The sequence below is a fragment of the Pseudoalteromonas sp. ABE4_541 genome (assembly GCF_056312285.1).
On record NZ_JBSVEM010000011.1, the window covers coordinates 127,934 to 149,114 of the forward strand.

At 43.3% G+C, this 21,181-nt stretch carries 16 protein-coding genes and 2 pseudogenes; 10 read left to right on the forward strand and 8 right to left on the reverse strand.

Annotated features, from left to right (window positions below; all coding sequences use genetic code 11):
• Positions 1-2: 2 nt before the first annotated feature.
• The 5 genes from rsxC to nth are packed head-to-tail and all read left to right on the forward strand — an operon-like array spanning position 3 to position 5,488.
• The gene (gene rsxC / locus ACW689_RS12525) at positions 3-2,450 is read left to right on the forward strand and encodes an electron transport complex subunit RsxC (protein ID WP_476291812.1); all 2,448 of its coding nucleotides are present in this window, start codon (positions 3-5) and stop codon (positions 2,448-2,450) included.
• Positions 2,447-3,505 (forward strand): electron transport complex subunit RsxD, encoded by a 1,059-nt coding sequence (gene rsxD / locus ACW689_RS12530; RefSeq protein WP_476291814.1) that lies wholly within the window; start codon positions 2,447-2,449, stop codon positions 3,503-3,505. The genes rsxC and rsxD overlap by 4 nt, the downstream gene beginning before the upstream one ends.
• Positions 3,502-4,140: an electron transport complex subunit RsxG gene (gene rsxG / locus ACW689_RS12535; RefSeq protein ID WP_476291816.1), complete on the forward strand. Its 639-nt coding sequence runs from the start codon at positions 3,502-3,504 to the stop codon at positions 4,138-4,140. Before rsxD ends, rsxG begins: the two co-directional genes overlap by 4 nt.
• Complete coding sequence (locus tag ACW689_RS12540; protein WP_476291818.1) at positions 4,137-4,835, forward strand: electron transport complex subunit E; 699 nt, start codon at positions 4,137-4,139, stop codon at positions 4,833-4,835. The genes rsxG and ACW689_RS12540 overlap by 4 nt, the downstream gene beginning before the upstream one ends.
• A gap of 17 nt (positions 4,836-4,852) precedes the next feature.
• On the forward strand, positions 4,853-5,488 hold the full coding sequence (gene nth, locus ACW689_RS12545; protein WP_476291820.1) for an endonuclease III: 636 nt from the start codon (positions 4,853-4,855) through the stop codon (positions 5,486-5,488).
• 250 nt (positions 5,489-5,738) lie between these two features.
• Here nth and ACW689_RS12550 read toward each other — a convergent pair whose 3' ends face one another.
• The gene (locus tag ACW689_RS12550; RefSeq protein WP_476291822.1) at positions 5,739-5,909 is read right to left on the reverse strand and encodes a hypothetical protein; all 171 of its coding nucleotides are present in this window, start codon (positions 5,907-5,909) and stop codon (positions 5,739-5,741) included.
• Positions 5,910-6,061: 152 nt separating this feature from the next.
• On the opposite strand from ACW689_RS12550, the pseudogene ACW689_RS12555 reads away from it, so the two are divergent.
• The 3 genes and pseudogenes from ACW689_RS12555 to ACW689_RS12565 all read left to right on the forward strand — a co-directional run.
• Positions 6,062-6,301, forward strand: a pseudogene (locus ACW689_RS12555) (endonuclease III); the annotation flags it as partial.
• Positions 6,302-6,758: 457 nt separating this feature from the next.
• On the forward strand, positions 6,759-7,082 hold the full coding sequence (locus tag ACW689_RS12560; protein WP_476291824.1) for a hypothetical protein: 324 nt from the start codon (positions 6,759-6,761) through the stop codon (positions 7,080-7,082).
• 231 nt (positions 7,083-7,313) lie between these two features.
• Positions 7,314-9,213: pseudogene (locus ACW689_RS12565) on the forward strand (aminotransferase class I/II-fold pyridoxal phosphate-dependent enzyme).
• An 88-nt stretch (positions 9,214-9,301) separates the two neighbouring features.
• Here ACW689_RS12565 and ACW689_RS12570 read toward each other — a convergent pair.
• The 5 genes from ACW689_RS12570 to ACW689_RS12590 all read right to left on the reverse strand — a co-directional run bounded on the left by ACW689_RS12570 (position 9,302) and on the right by ACW689_RS12590 (position 14,613).
• Positions 9,302-11,281, reverse strand: a complete 1,980-nt coding sequence (locus tag ACW689_RS12570; protein ID WP_476291826.1) for a TonB-dependent receptor plug domain-containing protein — start codon at positions 11,279-11,281, stop codon at positions 9,302-9,304.
• Positions 11,282-11,341: 60 nt separating this feature from the next.
• Complete coding sequence (locus ACW689_RS12575; protein WP_476291828.1) at positions 11,342-11,731, reverse strand: hypothetical protein; 390 nt, start codon at positions 11,729-11,731, stop codon at positions 11,342-11,344.
• A gap of 202 nt (positions 11,732-11,933) precedes the next feature.
• Positions 11,934-12,581 (reverse strand): DUF1826 domain-containing protein, encoded by a 648-nt coding sequence (locus ACW689_RS12580; protein ID WP_476291830.1) that lies wholly within the window; start codon positions 12,579-12,581, stop codon positions 11,934-11,936.
• Position 12,582: 1 nt separating this feature from the next.
• Positions 12,583-13,788 carry a zinc metallochaperone GTPase ZigA gene (gene zigA, locus ACW689_RS12585; protein ID WP_476291832.1) on the reverse strand — a complete coding sequence of 402 codons (1,206 nt, stop codon included), beginning with the start codon at positions 13,786-13,788 and terminating at the stop codon, positions 12,583-12,585.
• A 438-nt stretch (positions 13,789-14,226) separates the two neighbouring features.
• Complete coding sequence (locus tag ACW689_RS12590; RefSeq protein ID WP_476291834.1) at positions 14,227-14,613, reverse strand: winged helix-turn-helix transcriptional regulator; 387 nt, start codon at positions 14,611-14,613, stop codon at positions 14,227-14,229.
• Between the two features lie 154 nt (positions 14,614-14,767).
• Between ACW689_RS12590 and ACW689_RS12595 the strand changes: the two genes are divergently transcribed.
• Both ACW689_RS12595 and ACW689_RS12600 read left to right on the forward strand, forming a co-directional pair.
• Entirely contained in the window at positions 14,768-15,310 is a 543-nt protein-coding gene (locus ACW689_RS12595; protein WP_476291836.1) for a nuclear transport factor 2 family protein, read from the forward strand.
• Positions 15,311-15,455: 145 nt separating this feature from the next.
• Positions 15,456-17,891 carry a PAS domain-containing hybrid sensor histidine kinase/response regulator gene (locus tag ACW689_RS12600; protein WP_476291838.1) on the forward strand — a complete coding sequence of 812 codons (2,436 nt, stop codon included), beginning with the start codon at positions 15,456-15,458 and terminating at the stop codon, positions 17,889-17,891.
• 161 nt (positions 17,892-18,052) lie between these two features.
• On the opposite strand, the gene ACW689_RS12605 is transcribed toward ACW689_RS12600, so the two are convergent.
• The gene (locus ACW689_RS12605) at positions 18,053-20,467 is read right to left on the reverse strand and encodes an ABC transporter permease (protein WP_476291840.1); all 2,415 of its coding nucleotides are present in this window, start codon (positions 20,465-20,467) and stop codon (positions 18,053-18,055) included.
• A complete protein-coding gene (locus tag ACW689_RS12610; RefSeq protein ID WP_476291842.1) occupies positions 20,460-21,179 on the reverse strand; it encodes an ABC transporter ATP-binding protein in 720 nt (239 codons plus the stop codon). The genes ACW689_RS12605 and ACW689_RS12610 overlap by 8 nt, the downstream gene beginning before the upstream one ends.
• Positions 21,180-21,181 lie beyond the last annotated feature (2 nt).

A 21,181-nucleotide genomic window follows, 5' to 3' on the forward strand; every position in this document is an offset into this window, starting at 1 on the left:
AAGTGGATCCGTTACTCGAACAAATTGAGCGAGGCACCCTGTGGCAGTTTCCAGGCGGCATACACCCACCTGAACAAAAATTCTTGTCTAATCAGTTACCCATTGCGCGTTTACCCATACCTGAAAAAATCGTACTGCCATTAAAGCAGCACATTGGCGCAAATGGACAGTTACTGGTAAACATTGGTGATAATGTACTGAAAGGTCAGCCGCTAACCAAGCCTAGTGGCAACTGGTCGTTGCCCGTTCACGCCCCTACTTCAGGGCAAGTGATTGACATCAAGCCTATGCCATCAGCGCATCCTTCTGCATTACCAGAGTTAAGCGTGATCATTACGCCTGATGGTAACGACACTTGGTGTGAACTCAATCCCGTTGAAGATATCACCACATTAAGTCACCAACAGCTTGTTGATATTTTACATGACGCCGGTATTGCAGGTATGGGTGGTGCAGGCTTCCCAACTTATGTAAAAGCAGACAGCCACCAGCCGATTGAATACCTGATTGTTAACGGTGTTGAGTGTGAGCCCTATATCACCGCTGACGATTTATTAATGCGTGAGCATGCCAAAGACATTGTGCAAGGCATTGAAATTATGCAGCAGCTGTTACAGCCAAAACGGGTGCTCATCGGCATTGAAGACAATAAACCTGAAGCCATCGCCGCGATGCAACAAGCCTGTGCACACAACAATGCCCTGCTCGTGCGCTCAGTACCTACCAAATATCCATCGGGCGGTGAAAAGCAGCTTATTCGCATACTCACATCAAAAGAAGTCCCTAGCGCAGGGATCCCAGCCGATATTGGTGTGTTAGTACAGAATGTGGGAACACTTTTTGCCATCAGTGAAGCCATCATCAAAGGTAAGCCACTGATTGAGCGTGTCGTGACCGTCACGGGTAATACCATTACTCAAAAACAAAATGTCTGGGCTTTGATTGGCACTGAAATTAAACACTTACTGGATAGCCAAGGCTTTACACCCGTTGCTGAACAGCGCGTTGTAATGGGCGGCCCGATGATGGGCTTTACACTACCCACCGTGCGCATTCCGGTAGTGAAAACCACTAACTGTGTATTGGCACCAGATCACCAAGAATTGGCAGACCCTGGAGAAGAAAAAGCCTGTATTCGTTGTAGTGCATGCGCTGACGCATGTCCGCAAACCCTGTTACCGCAGCAACTGCAATGGTTTGCAAAAAGTAAAGAGTTTGAAAAACTTGAAGAGTACAACCTATTCGATTGTATTGAGTGCGGTGCTTGTTCTTACGTTTGCCCAAGTGAAATTCCTCTTGTGCAATATTACCGCGTTGCAAAAGCGCAGATCCGTGAACAAAAACTGGATCAAATAAAGGCTGAGCGCGCGAAAGAGCGCTTTGAAGCGCGCAAAGAACGCCTTGAAAAAGAGCAAGAAGAACGTCAAAACAGACATAAGCGCAGCCCATCTCGCGCGGCGAAGCCTGATGCTGAAAAAGCCAAGGTGGCCGATGCCCTCGCCCGCGTAAAACAAAAGCAAGGCGATAAATCAGCGGTACAAGCTGCCATAGAACGGGCTAAAGCGAAAAAAGCCGCCGATGGCAGCTTAGAGCCGGATAACAGCGAAGTTGCATTAGAAAGAGCAAAACGTAAAGAGCAAGCGCGTCAATACAAAGAGCAAAAACAAACCAGTAATGAGCCTGCCTCCGATAAGAAAGATGCAGTCGCGCAAGCTATTGCCCGTGCTAAAGCCAAAAAAGCGGCGCAAGCCGAAGAAAATAGCACGCAGTCGAACAGCGCTGATAGCACTCAAGACCCTAAAAAGGCCGCTGTTGCCGCAGCAATTGCTCGTGCCAAAGCCAAAAAAGCCGCTCAACAAGATGAGTCAACAGCAGATGAGCAGAAACAAGCAGTTGAGCAAGACAATAATACCAGCGATGATCCACGCAAGGCTGCAGTTGCAGCAGCAATTGCTCGTGCCAAAGCCAAAAAGGCTGCGAAACAGGCCGAGCAAGCAACGGATGAGCCGGAGCATGCAACAGCTCAAGACGCTGACACAGTTGACGATCCACGCAAGGCCGCAGTTGCAGCCGCAATTGCCAGAGCAAAAGCAAAGAAAGCTGCAAAGGCTGAACAAGCAACGGATGAGCCAGAGCGGCCCAAGTCGGTTGAAGAGCAACAAACTGACACGCCCGAAGACCCACGAAAGGCCGCTGTAGCTGCGGCCATCGCGCGCGCCAAAGCGAAAAAAGCGGCAAAACAGGCAGAGCAAGACACTGTTCAGGATGAACAAAGCAAGCAGGATGAACAAAGCAAGCAGGATGATACTGCACCTGCGAATACAGATGAGTCGTTAGCTCCTGCACAAATGACGCCTGAACAAAAGAAACAAGCGGCGATTAAAGCGGCAATAGCTAAGGCTAAAGCCAAAAAGCAAGCAAAAGAACAAGAAGGAAATGATCCGTCATGAAACTAACCATGGCCTCATCGCCCCATAATCACAGCCATAAAAGCGTTAGCAAGCTCATGCTTACTGTCATCGCTGCATGTATTCCGGGCATTATCGCGCAAGTTTACTTTTTTGGACTTGGCGTCATTATCCAACTTTGTTTAGCACTTATTGTTGCAAGCCTAACCGAAGCCTTTATGCTCAAAGTGCGTAACCGCTCTGTGTGGCCTGCCTTAAGTGATGGCAGCGCTTGGCTAACAGCCGTGTTATTAGCCATTAGTATTCCACCTTTAGCACCTTGGTGGATCATTGTCATCGGTACCACTTTTGCGATTTCAATGGTGAAACAACTTTATGGCGGCTTAGGATTTAACTTGTTTAATCCAGCTATGGCAGCCTATGTTTTACTCCTTATTTCTTTTCCTGTGCAAATGACTAACTGGGTGCCGGTCAGCCAGTTTATTGCTGAGCCCCTGAGCATTGCCGATCAACTCTCGCTCGTGTTCTTCGAAGTGACTAATAGCGGAAAAGACATCTTACAGGCAACATCCTCTATTGACGGCACAACCATGGCCACACCGCTGGATGAAGTGAAAACCGCCGTATCGCAAAACCTGACGGTGTCAGAAGCTATGAGTGGTGCTCAATTTGGTGAATATGCTGGTATTGGATGGCTATGGGTAAATCTTGCTTTTTTAGCAGGCGGTTTATATTTAATCAAAAGCAAAGTGATCAATTGGCATATTCCAGTGGCGATGTTAGCCAGTTTGGCGTTTTGCGCGGCTATCGGCTTTATTGCATCGCCGGGTTCTCATGCAGGGAGTATTTTCCACCTACTTAGCGGGGCAACTATGCTGGGCGCGTTCTTTATCGCCACCGATCCGGTATCTGCCTCCACAACCAATAAAGGCCGATTAATTTATGGTGCATGTATCGGTTTGTTGGTCTATGTTATTCGCAACTATGGCGGCTACCCTGATGCTGTGGCTTTTGCGGTACTACTCATGAATATGGCCGTCCCTTTGATTGATCATTACACTCAGCCACGTACATACGGGCAAGGAGCAGCGAAATGATTGCACAATCTATGTATAAAAATGGTGCCTTACTGGCCATATTTGCACTGGCAAGTACTGGTGGTGTTGCGTTGATCCACTCAATGACCGCCGATAGAATCGCCGTCAATGAAAAACAAAACCTGATGCAGTTGCTCTCTCAAGTTCTACCGCAGGACGAATACGACAATAAGCTTTACTTAGATTGCATTCGCAGTAACGCACCTGAACTTGGGCCTAATGGGCCGCATATTATTTATCGCGCGATGAAAAATGGTCAACCCTCCGCCTTGTTGCTGCGCCACATTACACCTCGTGGCTACAGCGGTAATATTGATATTTTAACCGCAGTGAAAGCAGACGGGCATATTGCAGGTGTACGCGTTACTCGTCACAAAGAAACGCCAGGACTGGGCGATAAAGTTGAGCTTGCTAAATCGCAATGGATGCTGACATTTAACGGCACAAAGGTCAGTAAGGAAAATGCCAGCCATTTTGCAGTGAAAAAAGATGGCGGTCAATTTGATCAGTTTACTGGCGCAACCATTACCCCTCGCGCCGTTGTTGGCTCTGTAAAACGAGCCACCCTGTATGCCCAAGAAAACTTTGAGACCTTATTTGCACGGGCAAATGAGTGTGACGGAGATGCACTATGAGTGATATGAAAACCCTGTTTAAAGATGGCATGTGGACCAATAACCCTGCCCTTGTTCAGCTACTTGGCCTTTGCCCATTACTTGCGGTAACCAGCACCATCACCAACGCCCTTGGTTTAGGCATCGCGACCTTATTAGTGCTTGTGGGTTCAAACATTACGGTGTCGCTTGTTCGCCAGTGGGTGCCTAAAGACATTCGTATCCCGGTATTTGTGATGATCATTGCGGCATTTGTAACCGTGATCCAGCTACTGATGAACGCGTATACCTTCGGCTTATATCAAGCGCTTGGCATCTTTATCCCTTTGATTGTGACCAACTGTGCCATTATTGGCCGTGCGGAAGCATTTGCATCAAAGAATAATGCACTGCTATCGGCTTGGGATGGCATCACGATGGGCTTGGGCTTTACGGCAGTACTCGTAGTACTTGGCTCAATGCGAGAGCTAATTGGTCAAGGTACCCTATTTGACGGTGCCGATTTACTGCTCGGCTCTTGGGCCGCGAGCCTACGTATAGAGATTTTTAGCTTTGATAGCCAATTTTTGGTGGCCATTTTACCACCCGGTGCGTTCTTAGGCATGGGCTTACTTATCGCCGCAAAGAATATGATTGATGCGCGCATTAAAGCCAATGCCGCACCTGTAGAAGACACTGAAAAAGCGCCTAGAGCACGTGTCACCAGCTTAGCTTAACTAAAAACAATAACAGTATGAATAAAGCCAAACGTATAGAAATACTCACGCGCCTGCGCGATGACAACCCACACCCTGAAACGGAGCTGGAATACAGCTCCCCTTTCGAGTTGCTTGTTGCTGTCACGCTATCAGCGCAAGCCACTGATGTAGGCGTAAACAAAGCCACTCGTAAATTATTCCCCGTGGCCAATACACCCCAAGGTATTTTAGACCTTGGTTTAGAAGGCCTACGTGATTACATCAAAACCATTGGTTTATTTAATTCTAAAGCCAATAACGTCTACAAAATGTGCCAAATCTTAGTTGACAAGCACAACAGCGAAGTACCCGAAAACCGAGAAGCGCTTGAAGCCCTACCTGGGGTTGGCCGTAAAACCGCTAATGTGGTACTTAACACCGCTTTCGGCTGGCCGACAATCGCCGTTGACACCCACATTTTTCGCGTTTCTAACCGCACCAAGTTTGCCATGGGCAAAGACGTGGTTGAAGTAGAAAAGAAGCTTGAAAAGGTCGTACCGAAAGAGTTTAAAGTAGACGTTCACCACTGGCTAATTTTACACGGCCGCTATGTGTGCACCGCTCGCAAGCCAAAATGCGGCTCTTGTTTGATTGAAGACTTGTGTGAGTTTAAAGAAAAGACTGACATTTAATATCTGGCTAATGAAGTAAGCGATAGGCACAATGCCATTTAGAGTGCACACTTGAGTGCTACATTTGAATCGTCAAGACAGTAGGAAAAAACCAATTGTTTGATATTACCTCTATACGATAGCCCAAATTTGTTCATATAAAAGCGAGTTGTGATTATGTTCGATATATGTGCATAATTCTATCAATGCCAGTCAACTTAACTGACTGGCATTAAATGACCCAAAAGGGCCATGCACAGTCACCTTATTGTTATCTAAGGTGTGGGCAATTCAAAGAAGTTGTATAGCAAAGAACATCTTTCGATGTCCAAGAAATAGACCTATTTTGATTGCCTCCAGCGATTCTCTGGGTTTCTAAATGATTTACTTCCTTATCAGCACTCAATGTTTTTAATTTTTTCTTTTTTAATTTAATTTTCACGTTTACTCCTTAAAAAATATAACAATCCATTCAATTATTGCAATAATGTTAAAACAAATCAATCTGTTATTTTTTGATTGTGGTTATGTTTTGGGTGAAAAACATTCAAATAACGCGGTAAGTCGGGTTACTCTTCGTACTATCATCATTTTTTTGGGTGGCTGACCATCGCCATCGCGCCCACATTTTTCGTGTTTCCAACTGCACCAAATTTGCCACGGGCAAAGATATCGTTAAAAGGGAGAAAAACTCGAAAAGGTCGTGCCAAAGAGTTTAAAGTAGACGTTCACCACTGGCTCATTCTTCACGGTCGATACGTATGTACAGCTCGCAAGCCGAAATGCGGTTCATGCCTCATTCAAGACTTGAGCGAGTTTAAAGAAAAGGCGGAGCGATGCGGTTGTTTCAACCTTTGTAAGTCTTTGCCATTGGTGCTTATAATTACCAAGCATTAGATTGTTGGAAGGCGCCTTCAGCTTTTCCAACCTACAAATGCATGAGTGTAGGTTAGTTAAGTGGCAAAGCCGCGCTACCCGACATAAGTTAACAGCACAGTGAAATTACATTCCAATGTACGGCCGTTAAGTGCCGAGATGGGGTGACAAGCGGATTGTAAAGCGTCTTTTAAAGCACCAGTCACTTTTATCATATTCTCGATATTGTCATATATTATTCCCGCTCAGTGTTTTGGTGCTTTGTCCATACAAGTAATTTACGCTAATCTCAAACCTATTGATTAAACACAAAGTCACCTAGTTCCCAAATTGGTTGAACATAATATTCGACACTTTAGTGTGTTTAAACACACCACTTTGGGAGCTATTAAGCTGCTAGCTACACAGGAAAACTATGAATTATATTTCAATTTTATTTGCTCTTATCTGTTCTAACTTTGCTTATGGATCAGAAGTAATCACCTGTGGGGATGCAATGTCAGTTGGCAATGAGGCTAAGACCGCTTTGCATACTCAGGCTCAAAAACGCGCTCAGAAAGCCATAGAATCATTTGTTGAGAAAAAAGTAAAAAAGCCACTTGTTAACGTTTTTGGTCAAGAAAGTGATATAGATACAATGAGTACACTAATAGAAGTTTATTGGTGTGAAACTCAAAAAACACCTTTGCACTCAGCCTATTATCGCTTTTATTCTAATAATAAATCAGTTTTTGAGTAAATGTGTAGCTAACAAGCCAAATCAGTAGGGCAAATAACCGTTGGCTTTTTGCTCCTGCGTCTAATTTTAGCCAACAATTACTTGCCTCAAGCAGTGTCTAAATCAAGGGACGCAAAACAGCCATCCTGCTAAAAGTACAATGAATGGAACATTTTCAAAGTATTGATTTCACAAATATCAACACTTTGTTTATGCTACTGAAAGTCTATTAATTTTAATGCGACCATCGTTATGTTACCTATTCTTCGTATCTTGTTAATTGAACAAGAGCCATCGGTTTTACAAGCGCTTTCAACTAATTTGTAAAAACAATTCCGAACTTTGAACGGGAAGATATTCATATCGATATCATTGAATGTCTCGACCTCTCTAAGGCCTTGGAGCATGTCACGGAGGATGGTGATATTCAGGCAGTGGTGCTGAGTTGGGATATACACAACAAAAGTGGAGAGCGAGCCTATAGTCGCTTTATTGATCAGTTAAAAAGCATTCGTATCGAGCTGCCAGTGTATGTTATTGGCGATGACACCAAAGGGCTTGAAATAGTTAGTGAGTCGGAGGAAATTGAGTCTTTCTTCTTTAAAGGTGAAGTGTTCTCCGACCCTGAAGCAATTTTAGGCTACATGATCAACGACTTTGATGACCGCTCTGAAACGCCATTTTGGACCGCCTATCGTAGTTATGTGGGCGAAGCGAACGACTCGTGGCATACACCCGGTCACAGCGGTGGTTCGAGCTTTAGAAACTCGCCTTGCATCAAAGATTTTTATCAATTTTATGGTCGCAATGTATTTGTTGGTGACTTGTCGGTATCAGTAGATTCATTGGGTTCATTGTCTGACAGCACTAACACCATTGGTCGCGCTCAAGAGTCTGCTGCGGCAACATTTGAAGTTAAGCGCACATATTTTGTGACGAACGGTTCGTCCACCTCGAATAAAATCATTTTGCAAACACTACTTCGCAAGGGCGACAAAGTGATCATCGACCGCAATTGCCATAAATCTGTGCACTATGGCATTTTGCAATCAGCCAGTTTCCCTATTTATTTATCGAGTATTTTAAATCCTAAATATGGCATATTCGCGCCACCGTCATTGGCCGATATCAAGCACGCGATTGAGCAAAATACCGATGCCAAATTATTAGTGCTCGCGGGGTGTACTTACGATGGCCTGCTGAGCGATTTGAAACAAGTGGTCGACTTTGCCCATCAGCATGGCATTAAGGTGTTTATTGACGAAGCTTGGTTTGCTTACTCGCTGTTCCACCCCAGTTTACGCTATTACTCGACCATTCATGCTGGCGCTGACTATGTCACTCATTCGGCACATAAAGTCGTTTCAGCATTTTCTCAAGCGTCTTACATTCATATCAACGACCCTGATTTCGATGCCGACTTTTTCCGGGAAATTTACAGCATTTACGCCAGCACATCGCCCAAATATCGCTCATTGCGTCGCTTGATATGTGCCAAAAGCAGTTGGAGATGGAAGGTTATAAGTTGCTCAATGCCTTGTTGAATCATGTGGACGAATTTAAGTAACAAATGGCTTCTCTCAAGCATATTAAAGTGCTCTCTAAACAAGACTTTATAGAGATATTTCCACACTTTAGTGGCGATAACATGGGCCATGATCCGCTCAAAATTCTTATCGACATAAGCGAACTGCCTTACTCATTAAAAGACATTCATAAATTCCTATTGGACGAAATTGGACTGGAAATAGAAAAATATACCCATAGCACCATTTTAGTTTTACTGACACTCGGTGGCACGCGTTCTAAGATCATTCGTTTGTACAACGCTCTGAGAAAACTCGACAGCGGTAAGGTAAAGCTATCAAAATCAACTCGTCGCTCACGCTTACCTGAGAATTTACCCGCGATTGATTTGGCGTGCATTCAAAGCGATGCGTTCTATGGCGAGCGAGAATCCGTGCCTATCGGTAAGGCCAATAATCGCATTTGTGCAGGGTTAGTCACGCCTTACCCACCCGGTATTCCTCTGTTGGTACCGGGCCAGCATATCATGCAAGATCATATTGATTACCTAAAAGAGCTGGCAGGGCAAGGCCTCACCATCCAAGGCAGTTTCGATGGCGAGATCTATGTGTTAAAAGCGCAATAACGGACGCCACAGCCTGCGGCAACCGGATGATGTTGTAGCACACAATAAAAGGAGGTAAAAACGACCTCCTCATCCCCTCGCTTGTCTTTTAATGGCCAAATTGCAGTCGAATGCCTGCATTCACTGTAAAGCCATCATTGCGTGACCAAATATCCGTGGTCCAACGTCCACTAGCTGCTTGCTCAGGTAACAATATGGACTCTTCTTTGGTCTGACGCACATTAAGCAGATTTTCAGCATTTAAAAAGTAGCTTATGTTGCCAATGGTAATTTGTCCAAGCAGTCCTAAGTGCCAATAAGCGTCGCTTCGCTCTCGATATGGGTTGCCCTCAAGCCGTTGTGTTCCCGTATAATAGGCCTCAAAGCCGAGCAAGTGACTCCCATGCTCTTCCCACATAATGACCGCACCTGCGCTGTGTTTTGGTGTCAGCGGTAGCGCCTCTCGACCCATTCCCATTTGGTTTTGCTTGGTGGCATCGGTATACAAATAGCTCCCTGTCATTTTTAGGTCATGCCAGCGATAGCGAAGCAGTAATTCGGCACCACGAATTTCACTTTCACCTAATGCATTGACAATACGTACCTGTTTACCAGAGAGCGCTTCATTTGGGCTCAATAACGCAAGTTCCGTGACATTATCTACATCAGAGGCAAACAACGTCATACTTGCTTCAAAACCGTCAAAAACATAACTCACATCAATCGATGCTGTAGTTGCCTGCTCCTCTTTTAGCTTGTCTAACGGTGCTAACCTAGACAGTCCAGCATCTTCAATGTCTTCAATGAACGGCGTTGGCGCAAAAAAACCTTGCCCATATGAGCCACGCACAGTCCAGTTTTCGGGATGATACAACATCGACATACGTGGACTAAATTGCGTACCATACTCGCTGTGCCAATCAGTACGTGCGCTAAGTGATAAGGCTGTATCATCACTGACTTCATAATTGATTTGCGAGAACAACCCGGGAACTTGATAACGATAGTTAAACTCGGAAAAATCTTCAGAGTCAAAACTGTCTGATTGATAAGCAACACCGATAAGCCAAGCGGTTGTGTCACTGTACCCCGAGATGCTCGATTCAAGTAAATAGCTTTCATGGGTATCGTTTTCTTCAACCGAGCCATAAACATGATCATGCGCTTGATGCATGGCAGAGCCACGCACATTTAGATTTAGCACTTCATTGAGTGATTGATCAAAAATAAAACCACCATCAAATCGCTGCGAATCTTGGTTCTGCATAAATGAGCGGCCATCGGGTACTATCGCGCCTTCTTTGGTCCCACCTTCACGCTCTTCTCGCATTGCGCCTAGAGTCACATATAAATTAGCTCCCGCTTCACCTTCCCAATATAGCCGTGGGCGAACAGTCGCTCGCTGAAACTTGGCCACATCAATCCAACCGTCATGATCTAAATCTTGTTGCGCTTGATTATGTATGCCTGCGGTGATCGATGCACTTGTCGCACTATTAATTGGCGAGGCCAAATATGTTGTTATGTCTTGTCCATGTTTTGATGTGGTATTTAATAACACTTCGCCTTCAAATTCATCTGATGGCGTACGAGAAATTAAGTTAATCACACCACCCAGCGCAGAGCCCCCATAAAGTGATGATGCTGCACCTTTAATAATTTCAACATTAGCCAGATCGGTAGGTGGTATTTGCAATAAGCCAATTGATGCGGTTTGGCCTCCATACAAAGGCAAACCATCGCTCAGTAACTGTGTGTAACGACCATACAAACTTTGTAATCGAATATTGGCGCTGCCTAATGCTGGAGAGGTATTTTGCACCCGCACTCCCCCAGTCTCGGCAACCAACATAGAGATATTACCCGGTCTCATTAGGGCTTTTTCTTGGATTTCTTCAGCATTGATTATCTCTGTACGGGTTGCCGACTCCGCGACAATTCGACCAAGTCGTGATGCAGTTACTTGGATCTTTTCAATGTTTTGCTCTTTATGTTCATGATGGTCATCATGATGTTCCCCTTGACCAGCAAAAGACATGGAAGGGGCTAATAGCACAGCAAGTGCTATTTTTGAATATTTATTCAGCATTTTCACCTCGATTAATGCTCAAAGCCACGACATGCTCGCAGCTCATTAATAGTTGTTTCGCTATGGAAAAATGAACTTCGAGGAGTGAATTGGTGGCCGATAGGGGTTTGAGGCAATAAAGTACGTGCCTTTTGTTGCATACGACTGCAACGGCTCGCTTAAAAACAAAGACTCTGAAAGAAAAAAATTCGTATGTAAATAAACAAAAGAAACACATGCATTCGCAGGACAAATACAGTCATTCTCACAGCACTCAACCTGACAACAATCATCACTGTCTTGTAACTGTTCGGATTCTGTGTGGTGATTAGCAACACTTTGTGTTTGTACTTTTGTCTGTAGAACAGCGATTGCGTTATTCGATGACATAAAGTGATAAGCCATTGCTTGCCCTGTAAAGGCAATTAAAACAGTTACTAAAAACAGTAATTTTGACAATGGTTTAAACATAAGTATCTCGAATAAAAAACGTCGCTATTGTAAGACGCTTTTACATAGAAGTGAAGCAGACTAGGACAAACCCGCAACTTCCTGAGACAACAATGAGTTGCCAGCCTATATAAGTGACGAAGAAAAGACAAAGCGATAATTCAACTCACCACCCTATAGTAAACTGGCGAGTTGAAATCCAAACAATAGACGAGTGAAAAAACTATATGGGATCTAAGGTAAGTAACACTCTTTTTGCTTTAGGCTCAACCTGACACGAACGATGGATTGCGGCCATATGTTCATGCCCTTCTTGCCACGCACTGCCTTTTAATAATGCAACATCAAAGGCATTGAGCTGACAAATACTTTGTTCATTATAATACCCGTGATGTACGGCAGTTTTTAGCTCAACCTCACCCGTATTTGCGTATGCACTCAACATTTCATTTGGTAGCCATTGAGTGCCCTTTCCTAAGTACGTATTTACCAACCTTACAGGTATTTGATCAACGTGGAGTTTAGGACACATCGCGCTCGATAACGGCGCTAAACGCAGACCCACGCTGCTACAGCCAAACAGACAAGTCAGCATGTCGCAAAGCAGATAAATGTCTTCAATCGCAGCCAACTTACCAGTACCTGTGGGCAATGCCGAGTCTAAGTGCTCTTTGAAAGATTCCATATTAAATACACTACGAACGCCTAACCCAAGTACGTCAAATACTTCGTCAAAATAGCCTGTAATATCGGTGTTTATATCACGCTGCCAAATAGCAACACTGATATCTTGCGCGCCAATGTGCGTAAGTGATTGAGGTGATGAGCCAGATGACCAACTTTGTTGTCTTGATTTTTGAACACAAGCCATATCAATACTCCCACAGAGGAAATGGATCAGGTAGCTTTGCCCATTCATCTTTTCCTAGCGCCAGCTCTTCGCTCGACAACAAACAATTATTTAACGTACTTATAATCGCCTGGTTGTCTAGGCCTTGCCCTATAAACACCAACTCTTGACGCATATCTCCAAATGGCTCAACCCATTGTGCTTCAATCGACGCAAGATACTCAGGGTCATCGGGCCATTGCGCTTTTGGCACAGCATGCCAAAATAACCCCGCGGCACCATATCTTGCAATCCCACCCGCTTGATTCCAGCTACCAGCAAACTGAGGCCGCGTTGCTAACCAAAAGAAGCCTTTTGAGCGGATCAACTTACCTGCTATTTCTTTGCTATGTAAAAAGTCATAAAACTTTTGAGGGTGAAATGGACGCCTTGCACAAAATGTAAAACTACTGATACCGTATTCTTGAGTTTCAGGAATGTGTTCGCCGCGCATTTCTTTTAGCCAGCCCGGCGCTTGTTGCGCCTTTTCAAAACTGAACTTTTTGGTATTTAAAATGGCTTTGATAGAAACTTTTCCATGTTGTATCGCTATTTGCTGTGCGTCTGTATTTAACGTTTTTAAGATGACTTTTAGTCGCTCAAGCGCTTGTTCTGACACAAGATCTGTTTTACTGAGTAACAACACATCTGCAAACTCGATCTGCTCAACCAGCAAATCAGCAACGCTTCGCTCGTCCTCTTCACCTAAACTTTCACCGACATCTTGCAGGTACTGTGCTTGTTCATAGTCATTTAAAAAATTCACGGCATCCACCACCGTAACCATGGTGTCCAGCGTGGCGATATCAGACAAGCTAACACCATCTTCATCTGCGAAAGTAAAAGTTTCAGCAACTGGTAAGGGTTCAGAAATCCCCGTAGACTCAATCACTAGATAATCATACTTTCCTGCTTTGGCTAAACGATTCACTTCTTCCAACAGATCTTCTCGTAATGTACAGCAAATGCAGCCATTGCTCATTTCTACAAGTTTCTCTTGTGCACGGTTCAGTGTTATCTCATTTTTGACTGTCGTTGCATCAATATTAATCTCACTCATATCATTCACAATAACAGCAACCTTTAACCCATCTCGGTTGTTTAAAATGTGATTCAATACCGTTGTTTTTCCCGCGCCCAAAAAGCCTGAAAGCACAGTAACCGGTAATAGATTTCTTTTGTTTGGCATAGTGATATAGCTCTATCTAGCAGTTTAAATTACTGCGACTGAGGGTTAGCGTCCGCTACATTCGCTCTCAACCACCAGCAAAAGATATGTTATAATATAACAAAAATCAAGATTGGCGTAGCATAACTCAATCACTGCAGTAACCGTCCACAAAAACTTAGCAGGTGCTATAGCTCATTGAAAATGAATGTAAATTTAATGGAAGTTTGGCTAATGACACTATATTTCTAAATGCTTTATTGTATTCACGCTCAGTATGATTGTTGGCCTGAATAAAAACGTGGGTGGATTATGTATCGCTTTATCATTTATAAAGGTACTGCGATCACCATAAATAAATTGGTGATCGTGAATGAAAACAACCCCATCGCTATTGATAAAATTCCAATCCCTTTTCAGAGTACATAATCACTTTGGTTTAATGCACATACTCTGTGATCACGATTGCATTTTTTTATCATACACTTTGCGTGCCTTATTAATCGCTGCATGATGCTCATCAGCCCAGCTCACTAGCTGATACAGCGGCTTTACGATACCTTTGCCCATTGCTGTTAGCTCATATTCTACCCGCGCTGGTACTTCAGGGAATACGGTTCTTTTAACGTAACCTTCTCGCTCCAAGTCACGTAGCGTTTGCGTTAGCATCCGTTGTGAAATACCTAATATTCTCGACTTCAAAGAGTTGAACCGATCTGCGCCATCAACTAACGCAAATAAAATCAACATTGACCATTTATCCCCAATTTGAGCCACTACATTACGGATTGGACATGTGTCGTCATTATTAAATTTTCGCCTTTCTTTGATGCTTTTTTCTACCACAATTTCCTCTCAACCAATTGTTAAGTATAAAAATATATCGAAACTAGGTTACTTACTTGTGCCTAGGGCAGATTTCGGTACCTAATTGCAACCTTAGTTACTAATAATTACCATAGTCTCACTTAGTAACCAATCGTAATTTTAGGAAATATTTATGTTTAAAGCCATCATCTTTTACTTATTCGCTTTAATAAGTGTGGGCGCAAATGCGCAAGATACAGATACACCAAACATTGATTTTAAATCGATGCAAAAATCAAACTGGACAGAGCAAGAACGAAACAATGCGCTTATCATCAAAGATTTTGTGCAAAACCTAATGAACAACCACAACTTTGAGTATGTGCTGGCTAGATACAACAATAGCGAGTACAAGCAACATAATCGCAACCTGCCCGACAAAATGGCTGGACTAGTCGATTTTTTAAAAGATTTTGTCACGGATTACCCTGAATACTCTTACGATGTTAAGCGTATTTTGGTCGATGGTGATTTCGTGACGTTTCACTCTCACGCCACGCTTTACAAAGAAGATAGAGGCAACGATAAAAAGGGCATGAATATTATGGATACGTGGCGACTTGAAGATGGGCGAATTGTCGAGCACTGGGATGCGATTCAAGCACTAGACGGCTTTATGCGTTTTTACTCACTGATCAGCGGTGGCACAATTCGTAACGACAACGGTGTTTTTTAAGGGTTAATCGTTTCTGTTGAATAGTTGAGGTCATTGTCTTCGACTATTCTGCAATTTAATCCTTAATAAACCAACAAATCCTCTATAAATAAAAGGCAAGTTCCATCTATACTTAGCGAAACCAGTTGAAACAATTAACGGACCTATGCAAGAAAAACTCACAGAATTGGAAGAAAGGGTTAACCAGCTGGAAATCCAACTAGCGCAAGCGAATACCGAACGAATAAAGTATAAAAAACTATTTGATGTATCCGCCGATGCGCTGTCAATCATAGATTTAGATACGGGGCGCTTTATTGAGTGCAACCAAGCAGCCGTGACACTTCATGATGTCGGAACTCAAGAAAATTTTTTAAACTTGTATCCCTCCGACATATCTCCAAAATATCAACCCTGTGGTCGGCTATCTGAAGAACTGGCCAATGAATACATCGAAAAAGCCTTTATCGAAGGGCCACAATTATTTCAATGGCGCCACAGTCGTTCTGATAACTCAACATTTCCGTGTTTGGTTTCACTGACCGCACTGCCGCTGGCAAACAAAAACCTCGTTCTGGCTATTGGTAGAGACATTAGTGAACTGAGCGAAACCCAAACGCAACTAGAAAACGCCGTCTCGGATATAGAACATTTTCAATCAGCCTACTTAGAAGAAAAAGAAAAGTTTGAGCAGTTCGTCAACTTAGCGCCAGTCGGCATTGCCATTAACCGCCTGTCTGATGGTGTATTTGAATATGTAAACGATGAGTTTAGTCGCTTTAGTGGCTATGATGTAGATGAACTTAACAACATGGATTATTGGCAACTCACACCCAAAACCTATGAAAAGAATGAACAACAGATACTAGCGCAGCTTGTTAAAGATGGGCGGTATGGCCCGTATAAAAAAGAGTACATACACAAACAAGGTCATAATTACCCTGTTTTACTGCACGGCGTAAAAATCGCCAAAAGCGATGGTACAGAATACATCTGGTCTGTTATTCAAGACATATCCGCTCAACAACGCATTGAAACGCAGCTACAAGCTACCAAAGACGAAGCTGAACTTAGTGCGTTCAGAATGCAGTTAGCCAATGATTCTGCAGGCATTGGCGTGTGGGAATGGGATGTACATACCAATGAGCTAATATGGGATGATTGGATGTACGCTCTATATGGTATCGCTAAAGTCGATTTTTCCGGTGCTTACGAAGCGTGGGAAAACAGCGTGCACCCAGATGATATTGAACACGCCAAAGCACTGTTATTCGACGCTGTCGAAGGCAAAGGCGTTTATGACCCTGAGTTTCGGGTGGTTCATCCCGATGGCAAAGTGAGAACCATGAAAGCCAGCGCAGAAGTTATTAGAGATGACAATGGTCAAGCACTTAAAGTCATTGGTGTTAACTATGACATCACCGATAAAGTAGATGCTATCCGTGAGTTAGAGCGAGCTAAACTCGCAGCAGATGATGCCAACCGCGCCAAAAGTGAGTTTTTGGCCAACATGAGCCACGAGATCCGCACGCCAATGAACGCTATACTAGGTGGTCTACAGCTATTACAAAATACGCCGCTGACGGATGACCTAAAAACAATACTTACCAATGCGTCATCTTCGGCCAATTCTCTACTCACTCTCATCAACGACATACTTGATTACTCAAAAATAGAAAACAACAAACTAGAATTAGAGCAACAACCTTTCTTATTTTCTGAAGTGGTAAAATCAGTTCAATTTGACGTCGATGCCTTGGTAAGTAACAAAGGAATTAACTTACTTCATGTTGTTGATCAGAGCTTTATCGATGGCTGGCTTGGCGATATTGTCCGAGTGAAACAAATACTGCTCAACTTAGTATCAAATGCGGTTAAGTTTACTGAACAGGGCAGTGTCGACATAACACTAAGCTGCATAGAACACGAGCACAAGCAAGCGGTCTGTATCCGCGTAAAAGATTCAGGTATCGGTATGAGCGAGACAGCACAAGCTCGGATCTTTGAGCGTTTTGAACAAGCCGACAGCTCTACTACGCGAAAATTTGGTGGTACTGGCTTAGGCATGTCTATTACCATAAGCCTCGTAAAACTCATGGGTGGTACCATCCATTTAGACAGTCAAATAGGTCAAGGCACAACTATTGAAGTTGTGTTGCCATTAGAAAAATCAGATAAAAGCGTCATTACCCAAGCGCATAAAGCTGTTATTGCACCTGAGCTACTCGGTAAAAAAATACTCGTCGCTGAAGATAACCCGATTAACCAAATGCTGATTAAGTCGATGCTCAAAGACACCCAAGCTGATTTAACACTGGTAGAGAATGGTAAACTTGCAGTAGAAGCAGTCAAACAAGAGAACTTTGATTTAATCCTGATGGATATTCAAATGCCTGTAATGGACGGCGTAGAAGCACAAAGAGAAATAAGTAAAATCAATAAAGACATACGTATCATCGCGCTCACAGCCAATGTAATGTCAGCAGATGTCGAACGCTATTTGCGGCAAGGATTTGTTGCGCATATTGGAAAGCCAATAGATATGAATAACTTGTATGGCGCTTTAAGCCGTTACCTAGATTCTCAGTTCGACAACGCATGATCAACCTTAGCTGCACATAAGCGAATTTGCTCACTTTCTTCGTTATTTCCACTTGTAATAGCGAGCTATCAAAACTCTTATCCGTAGCTGAGGTTAATCAGAACCTATCTGTCAAAGTTGGAAAGAGGCGATAAAATATCGCCCCTTTTCTGATTACACTTTTATTCGCTCGCCAGTGCAGACACAGGCCTTGCACGTACCGCTTTTATCGCTATCAGCAAAATCGTGATGTAGGCGACCGCGAGGCTTAGAAGCAAGCTGATAGCGAATGCGCTGATTGGCAGCGCCATTCTATAAATAAAGTTGTTAAGCCAATCGCTCATTTGCCAATAAGCAATAGGTAATACCAATACATTAGCCAATACAATCAATGCAGTAAACGGGCTCAATAACATAAAACATAATTGTCGGTTAGACGCCCCTAACACTTTACGTATTGCTATCTCCTTAGTTTTACGTTGTGTTATAAATGCGGCTAAGCCAAGCAGCCCTATGCTCGTAACCAAAAATGCCAATATGGTAAATAAGTTCAGTAGCTTAGTTTGCAATATTTCATTGCGATATGAACCCGTAAACAACTCACTTAACCAGTCATATTTAAACGCCACATTGTTATCTAAGCTTAGCCAAATACGCTCTAGATTTTTGACTGTTTCTAAACTGGCGTTTTCAGCCAGACGGATAGACAACCAACGTAACGATAAATCTTGCGGCTGCTCAGAAAGCACATACAGCATCGGTGGCACTTGGTTTTTCGCGTTAATATAATGGGTATCCTGTGTAACACCGATAATTTGATGAGTATGCAATCCCTCATTGCTGGCACCGAGTATTAAACTTTTACCAATGGCTTGCTCAGCACCCCAACCAAGCGTATTCGCTAACGTTTGGTTGATCACCAATTTACCAGTACTGTTCCCTACATTTTGTTTATCTTCTTCATACGCATCATTTATGTACGCTTTAGAAAAGCCACGACCAGCAAGCAATTCAATACCGAAAACCATAAAGTAGTCGTAGCTAACCGGATTATTTCCCACCCAAATTTCGTTGTCTATCTCACCGAGTTTTCTGACCATATGAGATGTACGTGTTGCTTTTGTCGGCACGGTATGAGACATGGTTACGGCTTCAACCTCAGCCATTTGCATCGCCTGTGCCTTAAATGTGTTATATAACTGAGCGCCACGGTTGACCACCAAGACCCCCTCTTTTTCATAGCCTTGTGGCATATTTTGCACATAGTTCATTTGCCAATTCACGACAAGACTTGTCACCAATAAAAAAGCGGCGACAGAGAATTGCAATACAATTAGACATTGTCTAAAAAGAACGTTACTACGGCTGCTGTTAACCACCCCCTTCAGGACAAGTGCGGCAGGTTGGTTACTCAAAAAGAAAGCAGGATAACCACCTGCAAGCAAGGATACCAACGCGCAAATAATGATTAGCTCAACAATTTCTCGATTGCCAAATATCAGCTTAATATCAACATTCATTAATTGATTAAACCAAGGCAAGCAAGTAGATATAAGCAACAGCGCGAATACTGTGGCTACGAGTGTGAGTAAGGTAGACTCAAATAAGTACTGCGCAATTAATTGCAGACGACTCGCACCAATCGCTTTTCTCACACCAACATCTTTACTCCGGCGCATTGCCGCCGCCGTCGCCAAATTGGTAAAGTTCACACAGGCTAAAAATAAAATGAGTACTGCAATAATGCTAAACGCAGTAACCATTAGCTTACTCCCTGAAGGCACCAGTGGGCGGGTGGTTGTATTGTTTAAATACACATCAAGCAGTGGTTCAAACTCAACGCGAAAACGCTTAAAAGAGGTCAGCCCTTTTGCTCTGTCGTCGTAAAAGCTGCTTACACTGCTATTTAAAAATGAAACGTCTTTGGCTTGAGCAATTTTGGCGAAAGTAATGGTGGCATTAAAGTTCCACAACTGCGTCCACTGAATATTAGGCAACAAGGTAAAATAGCTTTTAAGAGGCAGCAACAATGTTTCAGGCAGAGTGTGTGGAACCAGACTTTTTTTGATCACGCCAGTCACCAAATACTGTTCGCCGTTGATTGTTAAAGACCGACCGATAACATTCGTTATTTGACCAAAATATTTTTGTGCCAAAGCTTGATGTAATACCACACTGTTTGGTGAATTGAGCGCGGTATAAATATCACCCTCGAGTAACTCAAAATCAAAAAAATCAAAAAAGTTACTGTCGACAAATGTTGCTTGCTCAGCGTAAACCCCACCCCTTTGCTTAACTGATACCGAGGATGAGGAAATTCGCGTCACATCCTCTATTTGCTGGAAATTACTGGTCAGTTCGCTAGCCAACCTAATTGGCGTTAAAGTTTGCGGTTTATTGTCATCGCGAAATAAGTGAATACGATAAATACTATTGGCATCGGTAAACTGCGTATTGTAGCTGTATTGGTACGCAACATATTGCCCAATCAGTAAATAACACGCTATTCCTACCACCAAACCACACAGTTGAATAACACTCGTCAACTTGTCACGGTAAAAGTGACGAAAGGCCACTAGAAAAAAGAGTCTAAACATGCAAGCTCTCCTTGGTGGTTATAGTGTGAGCACACTCAGTCAAATAATCTTTTTGGACTTTACCATCAAGCAATTCAATGACTCGCGTACCAAAACTCACATGCTCCGGGGCGTGAGTCACCATTAAAATAGTGGTGCCTTCATCTTGGTTAAGCTGGCGAAGCAACTGCATTACTTGCGAAGAGTTATTGGAATCTAAGTTACCTGTTGGTTCGTCGGCTAAAATCAGCTTAGGCTTGCTTACAATAGCCCTTGCTATGGCGACACGTTGCTGCTGACCACCTGACAATTTTGCGGGTAAATGATCGCGACGATGTAAAATATCGACTCGGCGCATAACCTCCTCAACACGCGCTTTGCGTTCTTGCTTGCCAACCTTGTGGTAAATTAGTGGTAATTCGATATTTTGTTCTACCGTCAGTTCATCTAACAAGTTAAAGCTTTGGAAAATAAAACCAATATATTGTTTTCTTAACCGCGCTTTGCTTGCTTCTCCTTGCTGTTCAACCTGCACATCCATGAAAGTAAATTCCCCCTCGTCAATGTTGTCCAACATACCCAGTACATTGAGTAAGGTTGACTTTCCGCACCCAGACGGGCCCAAAATTGATACAAACTCCCCTTGTTCAATGCGCACACTCATACCGTTGATTGCGACCGTTTCGACCTGCTCTCCAATAAATGAACGAGAAATATTAGTTAATTTAATCATGA